Consider the following 20339-nt stretch of genomic DNA (forward strand, 5'->3'; position numbering starts at 1 on the left):
AGGAATTCACTCGGGCAGGCGGACCGTGTCATCCGACACGATGACGAGCCCGTCGGCAACGAGCCCGGCGATGATCCGGTCGTCGAAGTCGGCTGCGGGTCGGGCCTCGGCACCGACTGCGGCGAGGACCTTGCCGCGCGCTTGTCGGTCGCTGCCTTCGAACCGGGCTTGCTTGCCGCTCACCCCTGCTGATCCGGTCGCGGGGTCAGGGTGCGGGTGGCCTGCGAGGTGCCAGTCACACGATCCCGCAAGCGGACATGGAGTGCACGTCGGGGTCGGGCGGCACAGTGTGGCCCCGAGGTCCATCACCACCTGGTTCCAAACCCAACCCTGGCCAGCAGGAACGGCCTCATCAGCACGCTCCTGGGCTCGTTTGGGAGTCAGCCGCTCCCCTGCTGTGCGCGCCAAGATGCGCGCAATGTTCGTGTCGACCACCGCGACATCGCGTTCAAAGGCAAAGGCCAGCACGGCGCGAGCGGTGTACGGGCCAATCCCCGGAAGGGCGAGCAGACCGTCGAGATCATCGGGCAACTTGCCGCCGTGCAGGTCGACAACAACAACGGCCGCTGCCTGCAGGTTGCGTGCACGTCGCGGATATCCGAGACCCTGCCACAGCCGCAGCACATCGCCGAGCGACGCGGTGGCACAATCAGCAGGCGTCGGGAACGCTGCGAGGAACGCGTTCCACTTCGGGATCACTCGCTCGACCTGGGTCTGCTGCAACATCACCTCGCTGACGAGAATTCGCCACGGATCGCGCTCGGCGCGCCATGGCAGGTCACGCATCGTCGGCACTCCCCACCCGAGCACCGCGCCGGCGTCAAGCGGACCGCTTGGTCGTTGACTCACGCTGGAGTGGCCGCGACGAGTGGTGACCAGATTGTTGTGGTTCGGTACGGGTACGAGATCGTCTCGACATCGCTACCGAGATGTCGCTCGATCGCTTGGCGCGTGCGGGTCAGCACGGTGAGCTGTTCGTCGGGCGGCAGCACGCTGACGTAGCTCCGTGACAACATGTCCGCCAGCACGCCTTCAACGCTGGTGAGATGCTCCCAGCGGCACTCGAAGGTCTCAGCCGGCCCGAAGCCAGAGTTCGCGTCGATGATCTCGACAACCGGATGCTCTCCGATGACGGTCGATGCGGCGGTCGCTCGCTTCTCGTCGACCACGTCGGCGAGCCATGGCGCCGCGTCGACATCATCTTCATTCCAGATCATTCCGACACCGCCGCCTGGCTTGAGTACCCGAGCGATCTCGTCGAGAGCGACCTGGTGATCAAACCAGTGGAAAGCCTGACCCACGAGGACTGCGTCGAACGTGCCGGGGGGAAACGGGATCTGCTCGGCCGTTCCATCGAGTACCTCGACATCAGGCACCGCTCGGCTGAACTCGGCACGCATCTGGGCGAGGGGCTCGACCGCATGCAAGTTGCAGATCATGGGCAGCAACCGCGTCAACTTGCCGGTTCCCGCAGCAAGATCGAGGATGACGTTGTCCCGCTCGAAAGCGCCACAGTCGTCCCAGAAGGTCAGTGCCTCATCGGGGTACTCGGGCCGGCCAAGCTCGTAAGCCGCTGCTGTTGCGCCGAACGACTGCGCCAGCCGGACCCGATCAGGGCCGGAGAATTCAGGTTCAGTCGGCCCAGACATCGGTGCCGTCGTACGGCCGAGCACGATCGGGCGCGGCGTCCTTCTTCCAGATCAGCACCTTGCGCTTGAAGTAGCAGACTTCCTTGCCATCCTGGTTGAAGCCCTTGGTCTCGACCGTGACGATGCCGCGGTCGGGCTTCGACTTCGACTCCTTCACCTCGAGCACGCGGGTCTCGGCATGGATGGTGTCGCCATGGAACGTCGGAAACTTGTGCTGAAGGGTCTCGACTTCGAGATTCGCGATGGCGGCGCCGCTCACATCGGGGACACTCATGCCGAGCACCAGGCTGTAAACAAGGTTGCCGACGACGACGTTGCGCCCCTGCACCGACTCCGCCGCAAACCAGTCGTTGGTGTGCAGCGGGTGATGGTTCATCGTGATCATGCAGAAGAGATGATCGTCGTACTCTGTGATGGTCTTGCCGGGCCAGTGGCGAAGGATGTCGCCAGGGGCGAAGTCTTCGAGGCATCGACCAAAGGGGCGCTCATGTGTCGTCATGAACGGGCAACGTATCGCCCGGGTCGCCCTCTGATCCAATACCAGCGTCGCTGTCCCCCTGACCGTCGTCATCCGTACGAGCCTCGGCGAGGGCCGCGAGGTCGACGTGACTCAGGTCGACGTTGTCGACAAATTCGACACCGTCGGTCGCTGCGATCAAATCAGCGACCGGGGCGCGGCGACCCCACCGGAGCGCAAAATCGATCTTGGTCTCGCCCTTTGCCGCCTCGGTCCGAGCCAGATCGCGAAGATTTGCCAGTCGGTCGCGCTTCTCGATCTTCCACGGGCCGACGCGCAAGGATGCGTACGACACAGCCCCGAGGAAGATCGGAAAGAAGAACTGTGCGAATCGATAGGCGGCGACGCCGAGCGTTGCAACGTTCTCGGTGAGCCCGAACGAAATGAACAGCCCGACGTAGGCGATGTCGACGTAGCCCAGCCCACCCGGAGTGATCGGAACTGCAGCCAGGAGGTTGGCGAACCCGAACGCAACGATCAGGGCATCGATGTCGAGCGAACCGCCGAACGCGCGCAGGAACACCCAGAGGGCGGCAGCATCGAAGAGCCAGTTCAGCAGCGCGAAGATCACGACCCGCTTGAGCAGGGCACGATCGCTGATCAGTTCCTCGAGGCGTTCAGCAATCTGGTGCAGTGCACCAGCAAGGCGGTCTTCGTTCATTCGAAGCTTGCGCGCAATCCACCGGATGAACTGCTCGGCACGCCCCTGCCCCTCCATGATTCCGATCACGAGGAACGCGGCAATGCCGATGACGATGATGCCGGTCAACGCTGCCGTTCCGTACACCGGGTTGACGCCACGCCGGGGAATCGACACGATGAGCCCGAGCCAGAACACCAGGTTGAGCACCACTGCTGAACCAATGCCGGCGGTCGCCAGCGCGAAGCCGGCATCCGGACCCTTGATTCCGGACAGGGTGAGCAGTCGGTAGCCAAGCGCCGAGCCCGCCGCATTGCCACCTGGCACGACATTGGTCAGCGCCCTGGTTGAGAGCTGGATGCGGAACATGCGCATCCCCGACAGGGACGCGCCGGCCTCGCCGAGCGCGGCGCGAGTAAGCAGCGAGTAGAAGTAGAGCGCGATGATTTCCAGCGCAAACCCAACAGCGAGCAGAACTGGGCTGACGTTACGAAGTTCGCTGGCGGCCTGAACGAACTTGGGCAACAAGCCGATGGCGAACCAGACGACGAGTGCGAACAGCGCCATCCTCACGCCGAACCGGATCGGACGGATGCGTGGCTTCAACTTGACGTCGAGCTGCGGCAATGCGGCCAGCTCACCGGTTGGCAAGACCTCACGATCCATCTCGTGGGTCTTGTCGTGGGCGTCCGGCGCCCCCGATTCAAGCTCGTCCGGCTCGCCCGGCGCGTCCGGCTCACCCGGCTCAACAGTCACGAGTACTTCCTACATGATCAGCGGGCATGACACGACGCATTGTGGCGTGAACGGTGGCGTGAACGGTGGCGTGAACGGTGGCGTGAACGGTGGCGTGAACGATGGCGTGAACGGTTGGCTCATTGCTCCGCGCACAGCCAATCGGTTGCGGCGTGATCAGCTGAGTGTCCGGAGCATCGCGTTGAGCCGCGTGCGTAGTGCCGGCGCGACGGAAATGTCCGTCTGCCCAAGATGGACGAGCACGATCTCGGCATTCGGGACGACCACGATGAACTGGCCTGCGTAGCCGTGACATGAGTAGCTCCCTGGGAAATCGGGCCACGACCACCAGTGTCGTCCGTAGCCGAATCCGGTCTCGTCGTCGGTGGCGATCTGGTGCGCCGCATGCGCCGTCCAGCCAGGTGGAAGAATGCGCTCGCCCGCTCCGAGGTCGGCCACTCCGTCGTGACGGTAGAGCTCGCCGAACCGCATGAAGTCGCGAGCCGATGCGTAGACGTAGGACGATCCGACAAAGTCGCCTGCACCGTCGAACTTCGGTTCGGCCGATGCCATGCCGGCGGGGCCGAAGAGCCGGTCAGTGAGGAAGGCGCGCATCGAGGCCTCACGCTCGGCTGGGTCGCCACCGGCCGAACCGTTGACGATGTCCCCGATGATGCGAGCGACAATATTCGACGTTCCCGACGAGTAGCTCCACACCGTGCCAGGTTCATGAACCAGCGGTTGGCCTGCTGCGTATTCGGCGTGGCTCGGCCCACTCTCGCCGAAGAGCATTTCGAGGCAGTTCGAAGTCTCCCCGTCGACGTAGTCCTCGATGAAGTGAAGGCCCGAGCGCATCTCGAGCAGTTGCAGCGTGGTGATTTCAGCCTTCGGCGTACCCGCCCACGCAGCCACCGGTGCCGGTGCATCGACGTCAAGGAGACCGTCAGCGACCAGGATCCCGACCGCGGCGTGGGTGACCGACTTGGCCATGCTCCAAGAGATCAGCGTCGAGTCGGCGTCGAGATTCGATGCCGGCTGAAAATCGTTGGCGGGCTGAGTGCCGTACTGCTCGGCGATCACCTCACCATGCTGCTGAATCAGCAATGCGAGTGACCGACCCTCGCTTTCTGGGCGCGAGAAAAGCGCATCGACAAGGGAGGCGACTTCGGACATCTGCGCACCGTAGCTTGGCGCGCCGAGAACAAATTGGCCTGCAGCCAACCGGAGCGTCAGACGAGGCGAGCAGAGAGGTCGATGAGACCGGGGACGTCGTGGATGTCGACCTCGAGCAGCGGCAGCTCGATGATGGGGGCGTCGCCCGCCAGCACCTCGAGTTCGACCAGTTCGGCGCGCTCGGCCACAGCAAGGTGGGTCAGTTCCGCGTGCCAAGCGACGTGGTCAGCAAGGGGACCGTCGTCGAGATCGGCGAGCAGCAGTGCATCTTCGTCGGCGAGGGGCTCGGGCATCGGGTGGATCAGGTTGACCACGAGACCAGCGAAGGGGAACCTCTTCTCATGCAGCGCGTCGAGCAAATGTTTGGCTTCGCCGACGGCCTCGGACCGCGGGCTCGATACGACGATGAATGCGGTGTTCTCATCGCGCAGCAACGCAGAGACTTCCTTGGCGCGCTTGCGGAGACCGCCTTCGATGTTCGCGAGCGACCGGAAGAACCCGATGGTGTCTTCGACGATCTGCGGGCCGGCGAGTCGCTTCACTGCCCACAGAAACATGGAGGCGGCGGTGTCGGTAATCTTCGCGAATGCCCGCTGGCCGGCAGTGAGCGCACGGTAGACGGGGTGGCCGAGGAAGCCGACGAGCCGGTCAGGAGCTTCGAGTAAGTCGATGGCATGACGGCTCGGCGGGGTATCAACAATGACCAGATCCCACTCACCACTCGAGTGCAGTTGGTGCAGCCGTTCGATGGCCATGTACTCCTGCGCACCCGACAGAGATCCAGATATTGCCTGGTAGACGGGGTTGTTCAGGACCGCATCGGCTTGCTTCTTGTTGCTCGACTGATCGCGGACGAGACGGTCGAAGGTCTGCTCGGCATCAAGCATGAGCGCCCAGAGTTCACCATCGTTGGCGCCAGTGGTGATCCCGGGGACCTGGTGCGGCTCGTCGGCTTCGGCATCATCGCCAAGCCCAAGTGCGTCTGCGAGACGCCGGGCAGGATCGACGGTGACCACGACGGTTCGTCGACCTGCCTGCGCCGCAGCGACGCCCAGCGCGGCGGCCGTGGTCGTCTTGCCCACTCCTCCCGGGCCACAGGTGAGCATCAGCTTGGCCTCGGTGACGGCGACTTCGAGCGAGGTCACTGCGTCGCACCGATCGGAACAGCGCTGGCAAGCGCATCGGCGAGAAGCTCGAGATCGGCGGCATCAAGTCGCGGAGTGGCAAGACGAGGCAGCGTAAAGATCGGCTCGGCGCGAGCAGTAGCGAGTCGCTCGATCTGCTCGCGCTGTTGGGCCAGGCGGCTTCGGCCGAACGCCGCAGCGGACTCGAGCGAGGACTTGGCCGCTGCCGACAGCTTGATCTTGTGCGAGCGTGCGGCCATCGCCGGTGACTTGTCGAGGCCGGGACGGTCGGGCCAGCATGCGTTGACGACGAGCGGCAGGAGCGAGATGCCCAGGTCATCGCCGAGTTCGTTGGCCAGTTCGATCATTTCGGTGATCGGGGTCTCCTCGGGCAACGCAACGAGCAGTGCCATGCAGCGGGCAGGGTCGGCAAGCATCTCGCTCACCTCTTGGGCCTGATCGAGTACGGGACCGGACTTCACGACGTCGGAGAGCCCCGAGGCCGACCGGAGGAAGGGTGCGGCATGACCGGCGGGCGGAGCGTCGACGATGATCAGGTCAGCGGTCTTGTCCCGTTCGAGTTCTTTGATCTTGCCCAGCACCAGCAAATGTTCGAGCCCGGGCGTGGCCGCAGCAATCATCGGGAGCGAGGCGGCCGATGCGGCACGGCGCAGCAGTCCACCGACGCCCTTCAGCTCGAGATAATCGCCAAAGGCCTGCTCAGCGGGGATGCTACGAGCGCGGATCGTGCCGCCGCCAGGGCCGCCAACCTTGCGTTGCAGCACGTGGTCACGATCATTGATCTCGCGGCCGCCGAGCAGCTCACCCATGCCGGGTCGACCGTCGACGGCAATGAACAGGACGTCGGCGCCCTGCTGTGCTGCCGCGAGCGCGTGCGCTGCGGCGACCGTGGACGAGCCAACGCCACCCTTACCGGCAACGACGACGACGCTGCTCTGCGTGAGCCAGTCCGTCATCGACAGATCGATTCGTCAGCAGCGGCCATCGATGTCACGGTATCTGCAGAAATTGCCTCGTTAGGCGACCTCGGCCGACTCCGCGAACCGGGGTCCCGCAACACCGACATGGCTGGCCACTGGCCGGCCAACGGCACCGCATGCCAACGCCGCGGCATCGATCAGGCCCGATACTGAGCAGCCGGTGTCAACGCCCATGGCTTCGAGCGCGTGTGCAACGTCTTCGATGGCGACGTTTCCACTCGCTCCCGGGGCAAACGGGCAGCCCCCAAGACCGCCAACGGCAGCGTCGATGCGGTTGGCTCCGGCAGCAAGCGCTGCCAGACCGTTGGCGACTGCCAGCCCCCGCGTGTCGTGCATGTGGGCTCCGATCGACACGTCGACAGCTGACGTGACGTGCTCGACCAGGAACGTCACCTCGGGCGGCACGGCCACACCGATGGTGTCGGCAAGGCCGATCGAGGACGCACCGGCGTCGACCACCCGGCGGGCGACGTCAACCACGCGGGCCGGATCGATCCGCTGCTCGTACGGGCAGCCGAATGCTGTCGACAGCGTCATCTCGATCACCGCACCCTGATCGATCATTGGCGCGGCGAGCGCTTCGAATGCGGCAATGGCATCATCGGTCCCAGCGCCTGCGTTGTGGCGGCTGTGGGTGTCGCTGACCGAAACGACGTATTGCAGATGCGTGAGGCCCGCTGCCATGGCACGTTCCGCGCCCCGACGGTTGAGCACGAGGCCCCACCGCACGACCTCGGAGCCAGCGGTCGCGGCGCACAATTCGTCGGCGTCGGCCATGGCGGGCACTCGGTCGGGTCGCACGAAGCTCGTGAGTTCGAGTTCGCGGACGCCGGCCGCGACCAGGGCTTCGAAAAGTGCCAGTTTCGTTTCGGTCGGGACGGGGGCTTCGTCTTGCAGACCGTCACGCATCGAGACGTCGCGCAGGATGATGCTGGAAGGAAGATCGTTCACCTACACAGTCTTGCCGAACCCGATCACGCCAACCGCTCTCGCGTGAACGAGCGTCTATGACGAGCGCCACACAACTGCCGATTGGCCTCGGCGAGCGCGCACCGGTCGAATACGGTTGAGTTGTCCAGCGTCGTCCTGACCACTCGACAAATCAGCTCGTACCACCACGGAGTCACCACGTGCTCAGATCAACGTCGATGAAACTGTCCACTGCCTTCATCTCAGCAGCGCTGCTGTTTGCAGCATGCGGGTCCGACAGTGACGATGACGTCGCAGACGCATCGACCGAGTTCGACGCCGAATACGAGTACGACGACGAGTTCGGCGACGAGTACGACGATGAGTACGGCGACGAGTACGAGGGCGACGCTGCGGGAGCGGCCGGCACCGTTGACATGTCGCTCACTCGCGATGACGTCGATTGCTCTGCGGAGGGACTCGGCGAGGACGAGACGTCGACATTCACGACCGCCCACTACGTGGTCGGCGGTGCACTTGGCGCCGCATGCTTCGGCGACGACGACCCCACATTGACTCAGGCCTGGGAAGCGCTCTCGGCCATCACTCCATCACTCCAGCTCGCTGACCTTGGAGTGTTCGGCTCCTTCGAAAGCACCGAGGGCGGCGATGAAGTCACGTTGGCGTTTGTCAACACGCTCGACGACGACGGCACCTTGTTCCAGATGTCCATCAACCTCGAGTCCTACGAGGAAGATCCAAATGAAGCTCTGCTCACGATGGCGCACGAGTTCAGCCACGTGTTCACCGCACTGCCCTCGCAGATCGACCGGAGTGCTGAGTCGGAAGACAACTGCGCAACGTACGACAATGGCGAAGGCTGCTACCTCCCCGACTCGCTGATGGCACAGTGGGTCGCACTGTTCTGGGACGACGGTCTGATCGACGAGATCGATCCGAGTGAGGAGGCAAGCGGCAGCGCTGGCGAAGATCGGTGCAGCATCAACCCCGGATTCCTCGGTCCCTACGCCGCCAGCAGTCCGGAAGAAGATTTCGCAGAATCTTTCAGCGCGTATGTCTTCCAGTTGGATGCCGGCACCGATGCGGTGCAGGCCAAGCTCGATTGGATGAATGACCAACCGGGTCTGGTCGAGTTCCGCGACCGGGCGGTGACCGCAGGCATCGGCCCGCTTGAGAACAACTTCGAACCGTGCGGTGAAGGCTGATCTGAGGCGCGAGGAGCTGGACGCGTCACAATGGAGCCGTGAGCGCTGACACTGATGGCCCCCTGAGTGGCGTCCGCGTCCTCGAACTCGGCAATTTCATCGCGGGACCGTTCGCTGGTCAACTCTTCGGTGACTACGGCGCCGAGGTGATCAAGATCGAGTCGCCCGACGGCGGCGACCCGATGCGCCGCTGGGGTGTCACTGTCGACAGCGGGAGCCTCTGGTGGCCGACCATTGCACGCAACAAGCAGTCGGTCGTCGCCGATCTCAGGGATGCTGACGACCTTGCCATGGTGCAACAGCTGGGTACCGAGTGCGATGTCGTGCTCGAAAACTTTCGGCCTGGCACGCTCGCCAAATTCGGTCTTGACTATTCGACCCTCACGGTGGCGAATCCGGGAGTCATCGTCACCCACGTGTCGGGCTTCGGCCAGACCGGACCGCGTTCATCGGAGGCTGGTTTCGGCTCGATCGGCGAGGCCATCGGCGGCATCCGCCACACCACCGGTGACGCCGACCGGGCTCCAGCCCGCTGCGGCATCAGCCTTGGTGACTCACTTGCGGCGATGTTCGCCGTGATCGGCACATTGGCCGCCCTGCACGAGCGGGCAGTCAGCGGGAAAGGCCAGGAAGTCGACGTCGCGATCTACGAGGCAGTCGCCGCGCTGATGGAGTCGTCGATGGCCGACTATGACGTGGCCGGAGTGCTCCGCTCCAGGTCAGGCGGAACGTTGCGGGGTGTGGCGCCGGCAAATGCCTACCCCACCCGCGACGGCTCAGAGGTACTGATCGCCGGGAATGCCGACGCCGTGTTCGCCCGACTGTGTACTGCGATGGACCAGCCCGAGATGGCCAGTGACCCGATGTGGGCAACGCATGGCGCCCGCGGCGAGCGTGAGCATCAGCTTGACGGAATCATCGCTGACTGGACCAAGACCATCGACAGCGACGATCTGCTCGGCTTGTTGCGTGAGCACAGCGTCCCGGCCGGCCGCGTCTATACCGCAGCCGACATGCTGACCGACGAGCACTACCTCGCTCGCGAGATGGTGCAGCGGTTCACCTCTCGCGCCGGTATCGACACCGCCATGTTGGGCGTGGTCCCGAAGTTCAGCCGAACGCCGGGATCAATCCGCGACGTCGGCCCCGTCCTCGGCGAACACACAAACCTGTATCGCTGAGAGGTATCAGACCGACGGCGTTCGGACTAGAAGTCCTCGTCGAAGCTGACGTCGCCTTCGATGCCGGTCTGGTAGCTCGACACGGTTCGCTCGAAGAAGTTCGAGAGTCCTTGCACATCCTGCAGCTCCATGAAGCTGAACGGGTTTTTCGATCCGAACTCGGCGGAGTAGCCGAGCAGCGCAAGGCGGGTGTCCGCAACGTACTGGAGGTACTCGCGAGTGTCTCCGAGGCTCATGCCCGGCACGCCGTCGGCGAGCACGTCGGCGGCGAACTGGTGTTCACACTCGACGGCATCACGCAACATCTCGCGAATGTCAGCTTCGAGCTGGTCGTCGAACAGGTCCGGCTCTTCGTTGCGAACGGTGTTGACCACTTCGAGGGCGAAGTTCATGTGGCATGACTCGTCGCGGAACACCCAGTTGGTGCCGTCGGCGAGCCCGTTGAGCAGGCCCTTCGAACGCAGGAAGTAGACGTAAGCAAATGCTGCAAAGAAGAACAGGCCTTCAATGCACGTTGCGAAGCAGATCAGGTTCATCAGGAACTGCTTGCGCTGCTCCTTGGTCTCAACCACTTGGACGTCTTGGATCTGATTCATCCACTTGAAGCAGAAGTCGGCCTTGGCCTTGATCGACGGAATGTTCTCGACGGCGGCAAACGCGGCTTCGCGCTCTTTCATGTCCGGGATGTAGTTGTCGAGCAGCGTCAAATAGAACTGGACGTGCAAGGCCTCTTCATACAACTGCCGCGAGAGGTACATCCGTGCCTCGGGGCTGTTGATGTGGCTATACAAGTTGAGCACCAGATTGTTCGAGACGATCGAATCGCCGGTTGCGAAGAACGCAACGAGGCGGCTGACCATGTGCTTCTCGGCTGGCATCAACTTGCGGTCAAGGTCGACGAGGTCGTCGGAGAAGTCGATCTCGTCAACGGTCCAGGTGTTCTTGATGGCGTCCTTGTACATGTCGAAGAACACCGGATAGCGCATCGGCCGCAGCGTCAGGTCGAATCCGGGGTCGAGGATATGTTTCGCTCGCTCATTCGGCGTGTGAGTGGGCACCGGCGCCTCGGCCAACAGGCCGTGGTGCTCAGACGGGTCGGAGATAATCGGGTCGATAAGTGCCATCAGTTGCATGCCTCGCAGGATTCAGGGTTCTCAAGGCTGCATGCGAGTGCTTCCTCTTCAGTGAACGTCTTGGTGGGTTCGGGGTCTCGTCCACCACTGGGACCGCTCGGCGGGGTTGTGGCCGCTGCGGCTGTGGTGGACTTGTTGATCTTCGTCGCTGGACGACTGCGCAGGTAGTAGGTGGTCTTCAGACCCGACTTCCACGCGTGCAGGTACATCGAGGAGAGCTTGCCGATGGTCGGCGTCTCCATGAAGAGGTTGAGCGACTGGCTCTGATCGATGAAGGCGCCACGTTCGGCGCCCATGTCGATCAACTGGCGCTGCGGGATCTCCCAGGCCGTGCGATACACCTCGCGCAGTTCAGCGGGGATGCGATCGACGTCTTGGACCGAGCCTTCGGCCTGCTTGATCTCGTTGATCATCTGCTCGTCCCACAGGCCACGACGCTGCAGCTCGGTGACGAGGTAGCGGTTGATCTGCATGAACTCGCCCGACAGCGTTTCGCGCTTGAACAGGTTGGAGACCTGCGGCTCGATGCACTCGTAGCAACCGGCAATCGAAGCGATCGTGGCGGTAGGCGCAATGGCGATGACCAAGCTGTTGCGCAGCCCGTGCTCTTTGACCCGGCCACGCAGAGTGTCCCAGTCGAGCTCGGCCGGCGGGATGACTTTGACGCCGCTCTTGCGACCGCCTTCGTCCCACAGATCGAACTGCAAGTCGCCCTGTGCGGCACGAGTACCAGCGAACGACTCATGCGGGCCGCTCTCGACGGCCAGTTCGGTCGAGGCCCACAGCGCATGGAAGTAAATGTGTGCGCTGATCCGCTTGCTGAGTTCCTTGGCGGCAGGTGAATCGAACGGGAGGCCCTTCTTGAAGAAGACATCCTGCAGGCCCATCATGCCGAGGCCGACTGGGCGCCACTTGTTGTTCGAGTACTTGGCCTCAGGCGTCGGGTAGTAGTTGATGTCGATGACCCGGTCGAGGAATGGCACGACTTGGCGGACGACACGACCGAGGCGGTCGAAGTCAAACTCGCCGTCGGCGGAGACGTAGCTGCCGAGGTTGAGCGAACCGAGGTTGCAGACTGCGGTGTTTGCTTGGTCGGTGACTTCGAGGATCTCGGTGCACAGGTTGGAGAGGTGCACCACCCGAGGCGTGCCATCATCGTTGAGCGCACCGGTCTGGTTGCACTTTTCGTTCGATGCGTCCTTGAAGGTCATCCAGCCGTTGCCGGTCTGGGCCAGAGTACGCATCATCTTCGAGTACAGCGTGCGGGCCGAGACCTGTCGCTCGTAGAGGCCGGCCTCTTCGGCCGCGGTGTAGGCACGTTCGAAGTCTTCGCCGAACTTGTCGGTGAGATCGGGGACCTTCTTCGGATCGAAGAGGCTCCACTGCCAGTCCTTCTCGACGCGTTCCATGAAGAGATCGGGGACCCAGTTGGCGATGTTGAGATTGTGTGTACGTCGAGCGTGGTCGCCGGTGTTGTCACGCAGTTCGAGGAAGTCTTCGACATCGGCGTGCCATGACTCGAGGTAGACGCATGCTGCGCCCTTGCGGCGGCCGCCTTGATTGACCGCGGCGACCGAGGAGTCGAGCGTGCGAAGCCAGGGGACGATGCCGTTGGACAGGCCGTTGGTGCCCTGGATGAGACTGTTCTTTGCACGCACTCGGTGCCAGGCGACGCCGATGCCGCCAGCAAACTTCGAGAGCTTGGCGATGTCGGTGTACCGCTTGTAAATGCCTTCAAGGCTGTCCTCGGGAGAGTCGAGCAGGTAGCAGCTCGACATCTGGCTGTGGGTGGTTCCCGAGTTGAACAGCGTGGGGCTTGACGGCAGGTAGCCGAGCGACGACATCAAGTCGTAGAACTTGACCGCGGCGTCGACTCCGCCGGGCAGCTCGCCAGTTTCGGCGTCTCCGGCAACGAGGCCGCACGCAACGCGGAGCATGAAGTACTGCGGGGTCTCAATGACGTCGCGGCGTTCGGGGTGGCGCAGCAGGTACCGGTCGTAGACCGTGCGTAAACCGAAGAACTCGAACAGACGGTCACGGTCGGAGTTGATCGCCGCATTCAGTTCCGGTGCGTTTGCCTCGACGAATGCAAGCACTTCGTCGGAAACAATGCCTTGCTCGTGGGAAATCTTGATCGATTCGGAGAACCACGGGATGTTCTGGTTACGGACTTCTTTATCGATGACTGTGGCCAGCAGACGTGCAGCGAGCTTGGAGTAGTTGGGCTCTTCGACAATGAGGCCCGCAGCCGTGCGGATCGACAGGTTGTCGAGTTCTCCTGTGCTGGCGCCGTCGGCGAGGGCCGAGATGGTGCGGGTGGCGACGCGCATCGGATCAACACCGAGCAGCCCTTCCGAGGCTCGAGCAATGGCGTTGACAATCTTGTTCAGATCGACCGGTTCCAGGTGACCGTTGCGCTTCATGACCCGCATGCCACCGCCGGTGACCACTGGCGCCTCAGATGGCGCAGATTTCGCTGCGTCAGTCAACGTCGGGGCCTGCTCGGCACCCGTTTCGTCGGCGGCCGGCTCACCCTTTGTGTTCCCAACATTCTCTTCAATCAGCGTCACCGGCTACTCCATCTCAGTTCATCGCGTCGTGTATCTCGCGTTGTGCGTGTGTTCTTCAGGCTTTTCGGTGGCTGGCCGCTACCACCAGATGTCGTGGCCAGCTGTTCAGATTTCCCCCACCTGACACCACATGTCGTGTAATCACACGTGGGCGGGTTGGTAAATACAACAGTGAAATTACGGAGGTGTCAACGGTAGGGAGGGCGAATCCACAAGTTTCCGACAACGAATCGCGAAGTCCCTGCTCAGGCGCTTGCGACTTTCAAGAAATCTCGATCGCTCAGTCGTGACCGCGACTGCAGTCGTGACCAAGCGCGCGATTCCGACCGCGCAGAGGCGCTGATCACGACACCATCGCGCTCGGCTTCGGCCGTCCAGAACGGTTCGACGTCGATCAGCTGCCCATCGCCGAGCCGAACGTGATTTTCGCGAAACTCGAGGGTGGTTCGCCACCCCGCCCGCTCCAAAGCTCGCCGATCAAACTGTCGCAGCGTCGAACGATGCCGACGGCGCCGCGGTGCCGACGTTCTGCTGGAAATGAAGGGGCGGGCCATGTCTCCACTGTGCGGGCTGATGGCTGTGCGTAACAAGACCCACAACCATGTGTCTTTCGTGTGGCTTACTGCCCAATTCCTGTGCGTGACGCTGTGTACGGCATGTGGGCGGCTGTGGACAATCTGCCCGCCGGCCCGCCAGCCCAGTCAGAGACCGGGAATGAACTCTTGGCAAACGCCAAACGCCATGACGACAGCGGGGTCGGTGATGTCGATCGAATCGAGCACCTTCTCAAGCGTCGGGTCGCTCAGGATGTCAGCCACCGAGATGTCGGGCAGGCCGGCGCCTGCGTCACGAGCACAATCGAAGAATGCGATGAGTTGGTCGATCTCGCCGTCTCCTTCCGGGATGAAGAAGTCGGCGTCGGTATTGTCCGAGCACGTCGAGCCGTCGACCGGCACCGTCAGACCAATCAGATAGGCGTCGATGTCCGCCTGAACGCAGTCGATGATGCCGTAGGCCGTGTGGCCCTCAGCTTCAACGGTGTACAGGACGGCGGCGTCGAGAGAGTCGGCAAGTTCCCGCGACCACTCGTACGGAGTCGCAGGGTCACCGGTGTTGCCGATCACGACGATTGGTGCGGAGCCGGCGGCAGGGCCGATCACCAGCGGGTCGGTTGCCGCCTCGATCCCGAGGCAACCCGTCGAGGCCCGGAGCAAGTCGGCAAAGTAGGTCGACATGTCAGCAGCTTCCGTGGCGAGGATGCGTTGCTCATCAGCGTTCGGCCGGGCGGCATCATCGGCGCAGTTGATGAAACTGTTGGCCACCTGGGAATTGTCATAGGTGCCGTCAGATTGACGGCCGACGAGGGAGTCGCCGAGGACTTGCAGCAGGCTCCCGTCTTGCTCGATCGCTGCCGTAAAGAGCGCAGATGCGAGGAATGGCCACGACTCCTTGCTGTAGAGGGCAGCAGCGATACCGAGGTTGAGCTCGCCAGGCGTGAGCACCCGATCGGGGTCCTCGGTCGGGAACGATCCGACTTCGGCGATCTCGATTTCGAGCGCATCGATCACCTCGAGGGTCGGACCGATTTCCTGCAGCACACAGTCGGTATCGGCGTCACACGCCGCCGCGAAGTTCTCGAGTGCTCGATCAAAGCCAGCACCCTGCTCACGGTCGAGTTCAGCGGAGTCACGCGTCGGCTTGACGGCGGCGTCGAGCACGAGCGCACGGACGTTGTCGGGGAAGAGTTCGGCGTACGTGGCCCCGAGACGGGTGCCGTAGGAGTAGCCGACGTAGCTCAGGCCGTCGTCACCGAGTGCCGCGCGCAGCAGATCCAAGTCGCGCGCCGCGTTGTTCGTGCCAACGTGCGTGGCGAGCGCATTCGTCTCCGCCGTGCACGTGTCGAGCTGGGCAGCCGTGTCGTCGACCAACTCCTGCCACCCGATGTCGTCGCCGTCGGCGAGCAACGTCACCTGATCGTCGAGGTCGTTGTCGCACGTGAGTGCGGTGCTGGCACCAACGCCGCGCGGATCAAAACTGACCAGGTCGAAACGTTGCAGGATCTCGGGCGACATGGTGAGCGGGATGAAGCCGAGCGAGTCGATGCCTGAGCCACCCGGGCCTCCTGGGTTGAAGACGAGCGAGCCCACTCGGTCGGCCGCCGGGCCGACCGCGGCTGACCGGGCAACGGCGATATTGATCTGCTTGCCGTTCGGATCGTCGTAATCGAGCGGCGCCTTGAGGGTGGCGCACTCCAGCGAAACGGCGGTGTTCCCAGCATCGGAACACGAACTCCACTCGAGGGTGCCGGTATTGCCCAGCACGTCATCTGCCTGCACGTCGCCAGTTTCGCTGACGGTTGACTGGTCGGCCCGCTCTGACTGCACGCCCGATGAACTGCTCGTGCAGGCCGACGCAATCACTGCGCCTGCAGCGATGACTGCGACGACCTTCGTGCCAACGATGTGACGGCGCACGGCAATCATGCTGCGAAGGTACCGCTGTCCTTGGCACGGATGGGTCCACCCCGAGGGCGAATCCGGCTGCGTGACCGTGTTGACCATGAGCGCGTCAGCCGACCCACTTGCGAGTGAACGAAGGCGCCGGGCCCGCGGCAATGGCCACGGCTTCGATTGGGTCGGTGGCCCGCTGCGCCAGATCACCGTGCTCGGGCTTCATGAATCCAGCAGCCACAGCGCCGTCGATGAAGTCGAACAGTGAAGCGAAGAAGCTCTGACCATTCACGTCGACGTCGAGGAAGACAATCGGCGCCGCGACAATCCCGAGCTGATTCCACGTCAGCACCTCGAATGCCTCTTCGTACGTGCCAAAGCCGCCTGGCAGCACCACGACTCCGTCAGAGAGCTCTGCCATCCGGGCCTTACGGGCGTGCATGTCGGGCAGGACCTCAAGGTTCGTGAGATTGACGTGACCAACCTCGAGAGCAAGCAGCTGCTCGGTGATGACGCCTGTCACCTCGGCGCCTGCATCGAGAACCGCATCGGCCACGATGCCCATCAACCCGACGTCACCGCCGCCGTAGACGAGGCCATGATCGGATGCAGCGATGGCCGCACCCAACTCGACAGCAGCTGCCCGGAAGGCAGGATCGGTCCCGCTGCTCGAACCACAAAAGACACAGATGTTTGACACGAGTCACATCGTGGCAGCAGCGCACAGATTCACCTCACTCGGTGACCCATGGGTACTCTCGCCTCTCATGGGAATCGCCACTCCTGACCTGCCCGCTTGCGCTGATGCCATCGACCTCGCTGATCGGGTGGTGGGCAAAGCTGTCCGTCGCTTGTCGGCACTCGACGGTGGCGCCGACACCAACCAGGTGTTGGCCTACGACATTGCGCACGCCGCTTCTGCAGTCGCCACCGCCAAGTCGTTGATCGACTACGGCAACAAGGGCGAGACCGAAGCAAAGATCTGCTGCGCGTTCGCCGCAGACATGCTCCATGACCTTGCTGGCAAGGTGCTCGGACGCGAGGACGACTGGGGTGTGGATCGCGACCCGCTCGCCAACGCTCACGCGTTCATCGCCCAGTTCCGTGCTGCGGAGTTCTTGGCGTCGCTGGCCGACCAGGCCGGCCCGAGTCACCTGTCAAGCGACATGGAGATGGTGGCTGACACCTTCGATGCGTTTGCCCAGAACGTCATCGCCCCTCACGCAGAGCACGTGCATCGCACCAACGCTGACGTACCTGAAGAAATCATTACCGGCATGGCCGAACTCGGAGCGTTCGGCCTCAGCGTGCCCACCGAGTACGGCGGCTACTCAGAGGGCGGCGACGAGGAGTACATCGCCATGGTCGCTGCGACCGAGGCGCTGTCGAAGGCCAGCCTGGGTATCGGCGGCTCACTGATCACACGACCCGAGATTCTGACCCGGGCGCTTGTCAAGGGCGGGACCGAGGAGCAGAAACACAAGTGGCTGCCGCTCCTGGCGACCGCCGAGGTGATGCCCGCTGTTGCGGTGACCGAGCCCGACTACGGCTCCGACGTGGCCGGCATCAAGGTCATGGCCACACCGGCCGAGGGCCCGAACGGCGAAGCCGGCTGGGTCATCAACGGCGTGAAGACATGGTGCACGTTCGGCGCTCGCGCTGACGCACTGACGCTGCTGGCCCGCACCGACCCCGATCGCTCGAAGACCCACCGCGGACTCTCGCTCTTCATCGTTCCGAAGCCGCGCGGCGACGCCCACGGGTTCGAGCTGACCCAGGACATTGACGGCACGCCGACCGGCGGCAAGATGGAAGGTCGCCCGATCGACACGATCGGCTACCGCGGCATGCACTCCTATGAAATTGCGCTCGAGGACTGGTGGGTGCCCGCCGAGAATCAGATCGGAATGGAAGAAGGTCTCGGTAAGGGCTTCTACTACCAGATGGCCGGTTTCGAGAACGGCCGGCTGCAGACCGCGGCCCGGGCCGTCGGCGTCATGCAGGCCGCCTACGAGCTCGGCCTCGACTATGCCGAGAACCGCAAGGTGTTCGGTGAGTCGATCCTTGATTACCAACTGATCCGCGCCAAGCTCGGTCGGATCGCTGTCCTCACTCAAGCCGGTCGCCAATTCAGCTACGCCGTCGCGACGCTCATGGCCAAGGGCCAGGGCCAGATGGAAGCATCGATGGTCAAGGCCTACGTCTGCAAGGCAGCCGAGTGGGTGACCCGCGAGTCAATGCAGATCCACGGCGGTATGGGCTACGCCGAAGAATACGAAGTGAGTCGCCTGTTCGTCGATGCGCGCGTGTTGAGCATCTTCGAAGGCGCCGACGAAACCCTTTGCCTCAAGGTCATCGCCCGTCAGCTCATCGCCAGCAGCGAAGCCTGACCGGACAACCGCTCGCTCACTCAGAGACATCCTCGAGCGGAAGCCCGTACGGGCTCGCCACCGTCACGTAGGGCTCAGCATCGCCGGTCCAGTCCATCGACAGAATTTGTGCCGCACTTCGTCGTCCGCTGAACGCCCGCAGCAGATCAAACGCAGATCCCGTCAACACCGCGACCGGTTCACCATCGCCCGACTGCCACACCTGCGGACCCGCTTCGACCCGCACCACGGGCAGCCCAGCATGCTCGGCACGTTCGCAGAAGAACGGGCCATAACGTTCGAGTCCCATTCGCACCGCGGCCGTGTCGCGGTCACCTTGTCGCCCCAACGCCTGAAGGACGTCGTGGTAGTGCGTGATGAGGTCGGCACCCGCGCGCATTGGCATCACCGGGTTGACCTCACCCAGTGCGTCGAACCCAGGCGCCAGCGCACTCCATTCGTCACAGATCTGATCCAGCGTCTTGTCGGCCCGACTGCTGACGTGGACCTCAGTCCAGCTGTCGGCGCCAATGTCGGCCAAATTGTCCGAGAGGATGTCGTCGACGATGCCGACCACGTGCGCAATCACATCTCGGATCGCCCAGGCAGGCGACTGCGGAACCCGCAGTTCGGCTTCGGCAGCCGTCAGGCTGCGTCCCAAAGCAATCATCTCCGTCCGGAGATCGGCGTAGACGTCAGTATTCGCTGGCCGGTTCATCATGGAGGCGAGTATCACAGCGAGGACGATGCCGCGTGGCCTCGGACAACGATGCCACCACGGTCACCAGGCCAACAATGAGATCCAACATCCCTCTGCACTCTCCGCTCCGAACACTCTGTGTGATGATTTTCGAGTTCGACCCAGAACGCCGCGGATCGACAGACCGTGACCGACGTCGCCACACCTCGCGCTCGGTGCAGCGTCTGTTCGGCGCCGTTGGCCTGGCATTTGCCATCGCCGGCTGCGGAAGTGATGCCCCGGCCGCATCGGTGCAGGGCCCAACCACGCCCCCCATCGCAACCGCTGCGCCGAGCACCGAACCGGAACCTGTGCCCTTGACCGAGCCCACCACCGTCGAGCCCGAGCCGGCCGACACGATGCCAGAGACCACGCTCGCAGCGCCGTCCGAAGCGCCGGCGCGTCCATGTCGCCGACTGACCGACTTCGATGACGGCCAAGGTTGGGTCATCGTCAACGACGGCGTCATGGGCGGCCGCTCCAACGGCGCCGTCGAGTTCGCTGACTCGGCGATGCAGTTCACCGGCGACGTCGTGACGGCGGGCGGCGGCTTCACGTCAGTTCGCCTGCCGTTGGCCGGCGATGAGCTCACCGACTCCGAGTCACTCGTGCTGCGTGTTCGAGCGGATGAACGCACCTACGGACTGACGCTGGCAGACAGCGCTCAAGCCGGCCGCCGGGCAATCTCGCACGGAGCCGGCCTGACCACCGATGGACCGACCGATGCCGACGGATGGCAGACGGCCGAACTCTCGTATGCCGAGTTGCAGCCATCGGTGTTCGGCCAACCCCTCGACGCTCCGCCGTTCGAGCCCAACCTCGCGATCGAGATCGGCATCATCATCTCTGACGGCATTGACGGCCCGTTCGCCCTCGAGGTCGACTGGATCGATGCCTGCAGAGGCCAGTAGACGCACAGCGGA

At 63.5% G+C, this 20339-nt stretch carries 17 protein-coding genes; 4 read left to right on the forward strand and 13 right to left on the reverse strand.

The genetic code is table 11. The annotated features are described in order from the left end of the window. Positions 1–6 precede the first annotated feature (6 nt). From ACH2DW_RS07745 to ACH2DW_RS07780, 8 genes are all read right to left on the reverse strand, one after another. Positions 7–849 carry an A/G-specific adenine glycosylase gene (locus ACH2DW_RS07745; RefSeq protein ID WP_394929158.1) on the reverse strand — a complete coding sequence of 281 codons (843 nt, stop codon included), beginning with the start codon at positions 847–849 and terminating at the stop codon, positions 7–9. After that, positions 846–1649: a class I SAM-dependent methyltransferase gene (locus ACH2DW_RS07750; protein WP_394929159.1), complete on the reverse strand. Its 804-nt coding sequence runs from the start codon at positions 1647–1649 to the stop codon at positions 846–848. The genes ACH2DW_RS07745 and ACH2DW_RS07750 overlap by 4 nt, the downstream gene beginning before the upstream one ends. Continuing rightward, the gene (locus tag ACH2DW_RS07755; protein ID WP_394929160.1) at positions 1633–2148 is read right to left on the reverse strand and encodes a MaoC family dehydratase; all 516 of its coding nucleotides are present in this window, start codon (positions 2146–2148) and stop codon (positions 1633–1635) included. Before ACH2DW_RS07755 ends, ACH2DW_RS07750 begins: the two co-directional genes overlap by 17 nt. Continuing rightward, positions 2135–3562 carry a YbhN family protein gene (locus ACH2DW_RS07760; protein WP_394929161.1) on the reverse strand — a complete coding sequence of 476 codons (1428 nt, stop codon included), beginning with the start codon at positions 3560–3562 and terminating at the stop codon, positions 2135–2137. The genes ACH2DW_RS07755 and ACH2DW_RS07760 overlap by 14 nt, the downstream gene beginning before the upstream one ends. 156 nt (positions 3563–3718) lie before the next feature. Continuing rightward, positions 3719–4714 (reverse strand): serine hydrolase domain-containing protein, encoded by a 996-nt coding sequence (locus tag ACH2DW_RS07765; RefSeq protein ID WP_394929162.1) that lies wholly within the window; start codon positions 4712–4714, stop codon positions 3719–3721. Between the two features lie 56 nt (positions 4715–4770). Then, on the reverse strand, positions 4771–5859 hold the full coding sequence (locus tag ACH2DW_RS07770) for an ArsA family ATPase (RefSeq protein WP_394929163.1): 1089 nt from the start codon (positions 5857–5859) through the stop codon (positions 4771–4773). Next, positions 5856–6815: an ArsA-related P-loop ATPase gene (locus ACH2DW_RS07775; protein WP_394929164.1), complete on the reverse strand. Its 960-nt coding sequence runs from the start codon at positions 6813–6815 to the stop codon at positions 5856–5858. The genes ACH2DW_RS07770 and ACH2DW_RS07775 overlap by 4 nt, the downstream gene beginning before the upstream one ends. Positions 6816–6875: 60 nt before the next feature. After that, positions 6876–7790 (reverse strand): hydroxymethylglutaryl-CoA lyase, encoded by a 915-nt coding sequence (locus ACH2DW_RS07780; protein WP_394929165.1) that lies wholly within the window; start codon positions 7788–7790, stop codon positions 6876–6878. A gap of 197 nt (positions 7791–7987) precedes the next feature. On the opposite strand from ACH2DW_RS07780, the gene ACH2DW_RS07785 reads away from it, so the two are divergent. Both ACH2DW_RS07785 and ACH2DW_RS07790 read left to right on the forward strand, forming a co-directional pair. Continuing rightward, entirely contained in the window at positions 7988–8974 is a 987-nt protein-coding gene (locus ACH2DW_RS07785; RefSeq protein ID WP_394929166.1) for a putative zinc-binding metallopeptidase, read from the forward strand. A gap of 38 nt (positions 8975–9012) precedes the next feature. Beyond that, entirely contained in the window at positions 9013–10155 is a 1143-nt protein-coding gene (locus tag ACH2DW_RS07790; protein ID WP_394929167.1) for a CaiB/BaiF CoA transferase family protein, read from the forward strand. A 26-nt stretch (positions 10156–10181) separates the two neighbouring features. Here the strand turns inward: ACH2DW_RS07790 and ACH2DW_RS07795 are convergent, their stop codons facing one another. The 4 genes from ACH2DW_RS07795 to ACH2DW_RS07810 form a co-directional block, all read right to left on the reverse strand. Continuing rightward, positions 10182–11279: a ribonucleotide-diphosphate reductase subunit beta gene (locus ACH2DW_RS07795; protein ID WP_394929168.1), complete on the reverse strand. Its 1098-nt coding sequence runs from the start codon at positions 11277–11279 to the stop codon at positions 10182–10184. Next, positions 11279–13720, reverse strand: a complete 2442-nt coding sequence (locus ACH2DW_RS07800; RefSeq protein ID WP_394929193.1) for a ribonucleoside-diphosphate reductase subunit alpha — start codon at positions 13718–13720, stop codon at positions 11279–11281. Before ACH2DW_RS07800 ends, ACH2DW_RS07795 begins: the two co-directional genes overlap by 1 nt. 839 nt (positions 13721–14559) lie before the next feature. Further along, positions 14560–16341: an alpha/beta hydrolase gene (locus tag ACH2DW_RS07805; RefSeq protein ID WP_394929169.1), complete on the reverse strand. Its 1782-nt coding sequence runs from the start codon at positions 16339–16341 to the stop codon at positions 14560–14562. 85 nt (positions 16342–16426) lie between these two features. Continuing rightward, positions 16427–17008, reverse strand: coding sequence for a TIGR00730 family Rossman fold protein (locus tag ACH2DW_RS07810; RefSeq protein ID WP_394929170.1), 582 nt, complete (start codon positions 17006–17008; stop codon positions 16427–16429). 67 nt (positions 17009–17075) lie between these two features. Here ACH2DW_RS07810 and ACH2DW_RS07815 point away from each other — a divergent pair, with 67 nt between their 5' ends. Further along, positions 17076–18698: an acyl-CoA dehydrogenase family protein gene (locus ACH2DW_RS07815; RefSeq protein ID WP_394929171.1), complete on the forward strand. Its 1623-nt coding sequence runs from the start codon at positions 17076–17078 to the stop codon at positions 18696–18698. Positions 18699–18714: 16 nt separating this feature from the next. On the opposite strand, the gene ACH2DW_RS07820 is transcribed toward ACH2DW_RS07815, so the two are convergent. Continuing rightward, positions 18715–19398, reverse strand: a complete 684-nt coding sequence (locus ACH2DW_RS07820) for a maleylpyruvate isomerase family mycothiol-dependent enzyme (protein WP_394929172.1) — start codon at positions 19396–19398, stop codon at positions 18715–18717. A gap of 122 nt (positions 19399–19520) precedes the next feature. Here ACH2DW_RS07820 and ACH2DW_RS07825 point away from each other — a divergent pair, with 122 nt between their 5' ends. Further along, positions 19521–20327: a CIA30 family protein gene (locus ACH2DW_RS07825; protein WP_394929173.1), complete on the forward strand. Its 807-nt coding sequence runs from the start codon at positions 19521–19523 to the stop codon at positions 20325–20327. The last annotated feature ends 12 nt before the right edge of the window (positions 20328–20339 follow it).

Origin of the sequence: uncultured Ilumatobacter sp. (genome assembly GCF_963980585.1) — a bacterium.
Classification (GTDB): Bacteria; Actinomycetota; Acidimicrobiia; order Acidimicrobiales; family Ilumatobacteraceae; genus Ilumatobacter_A.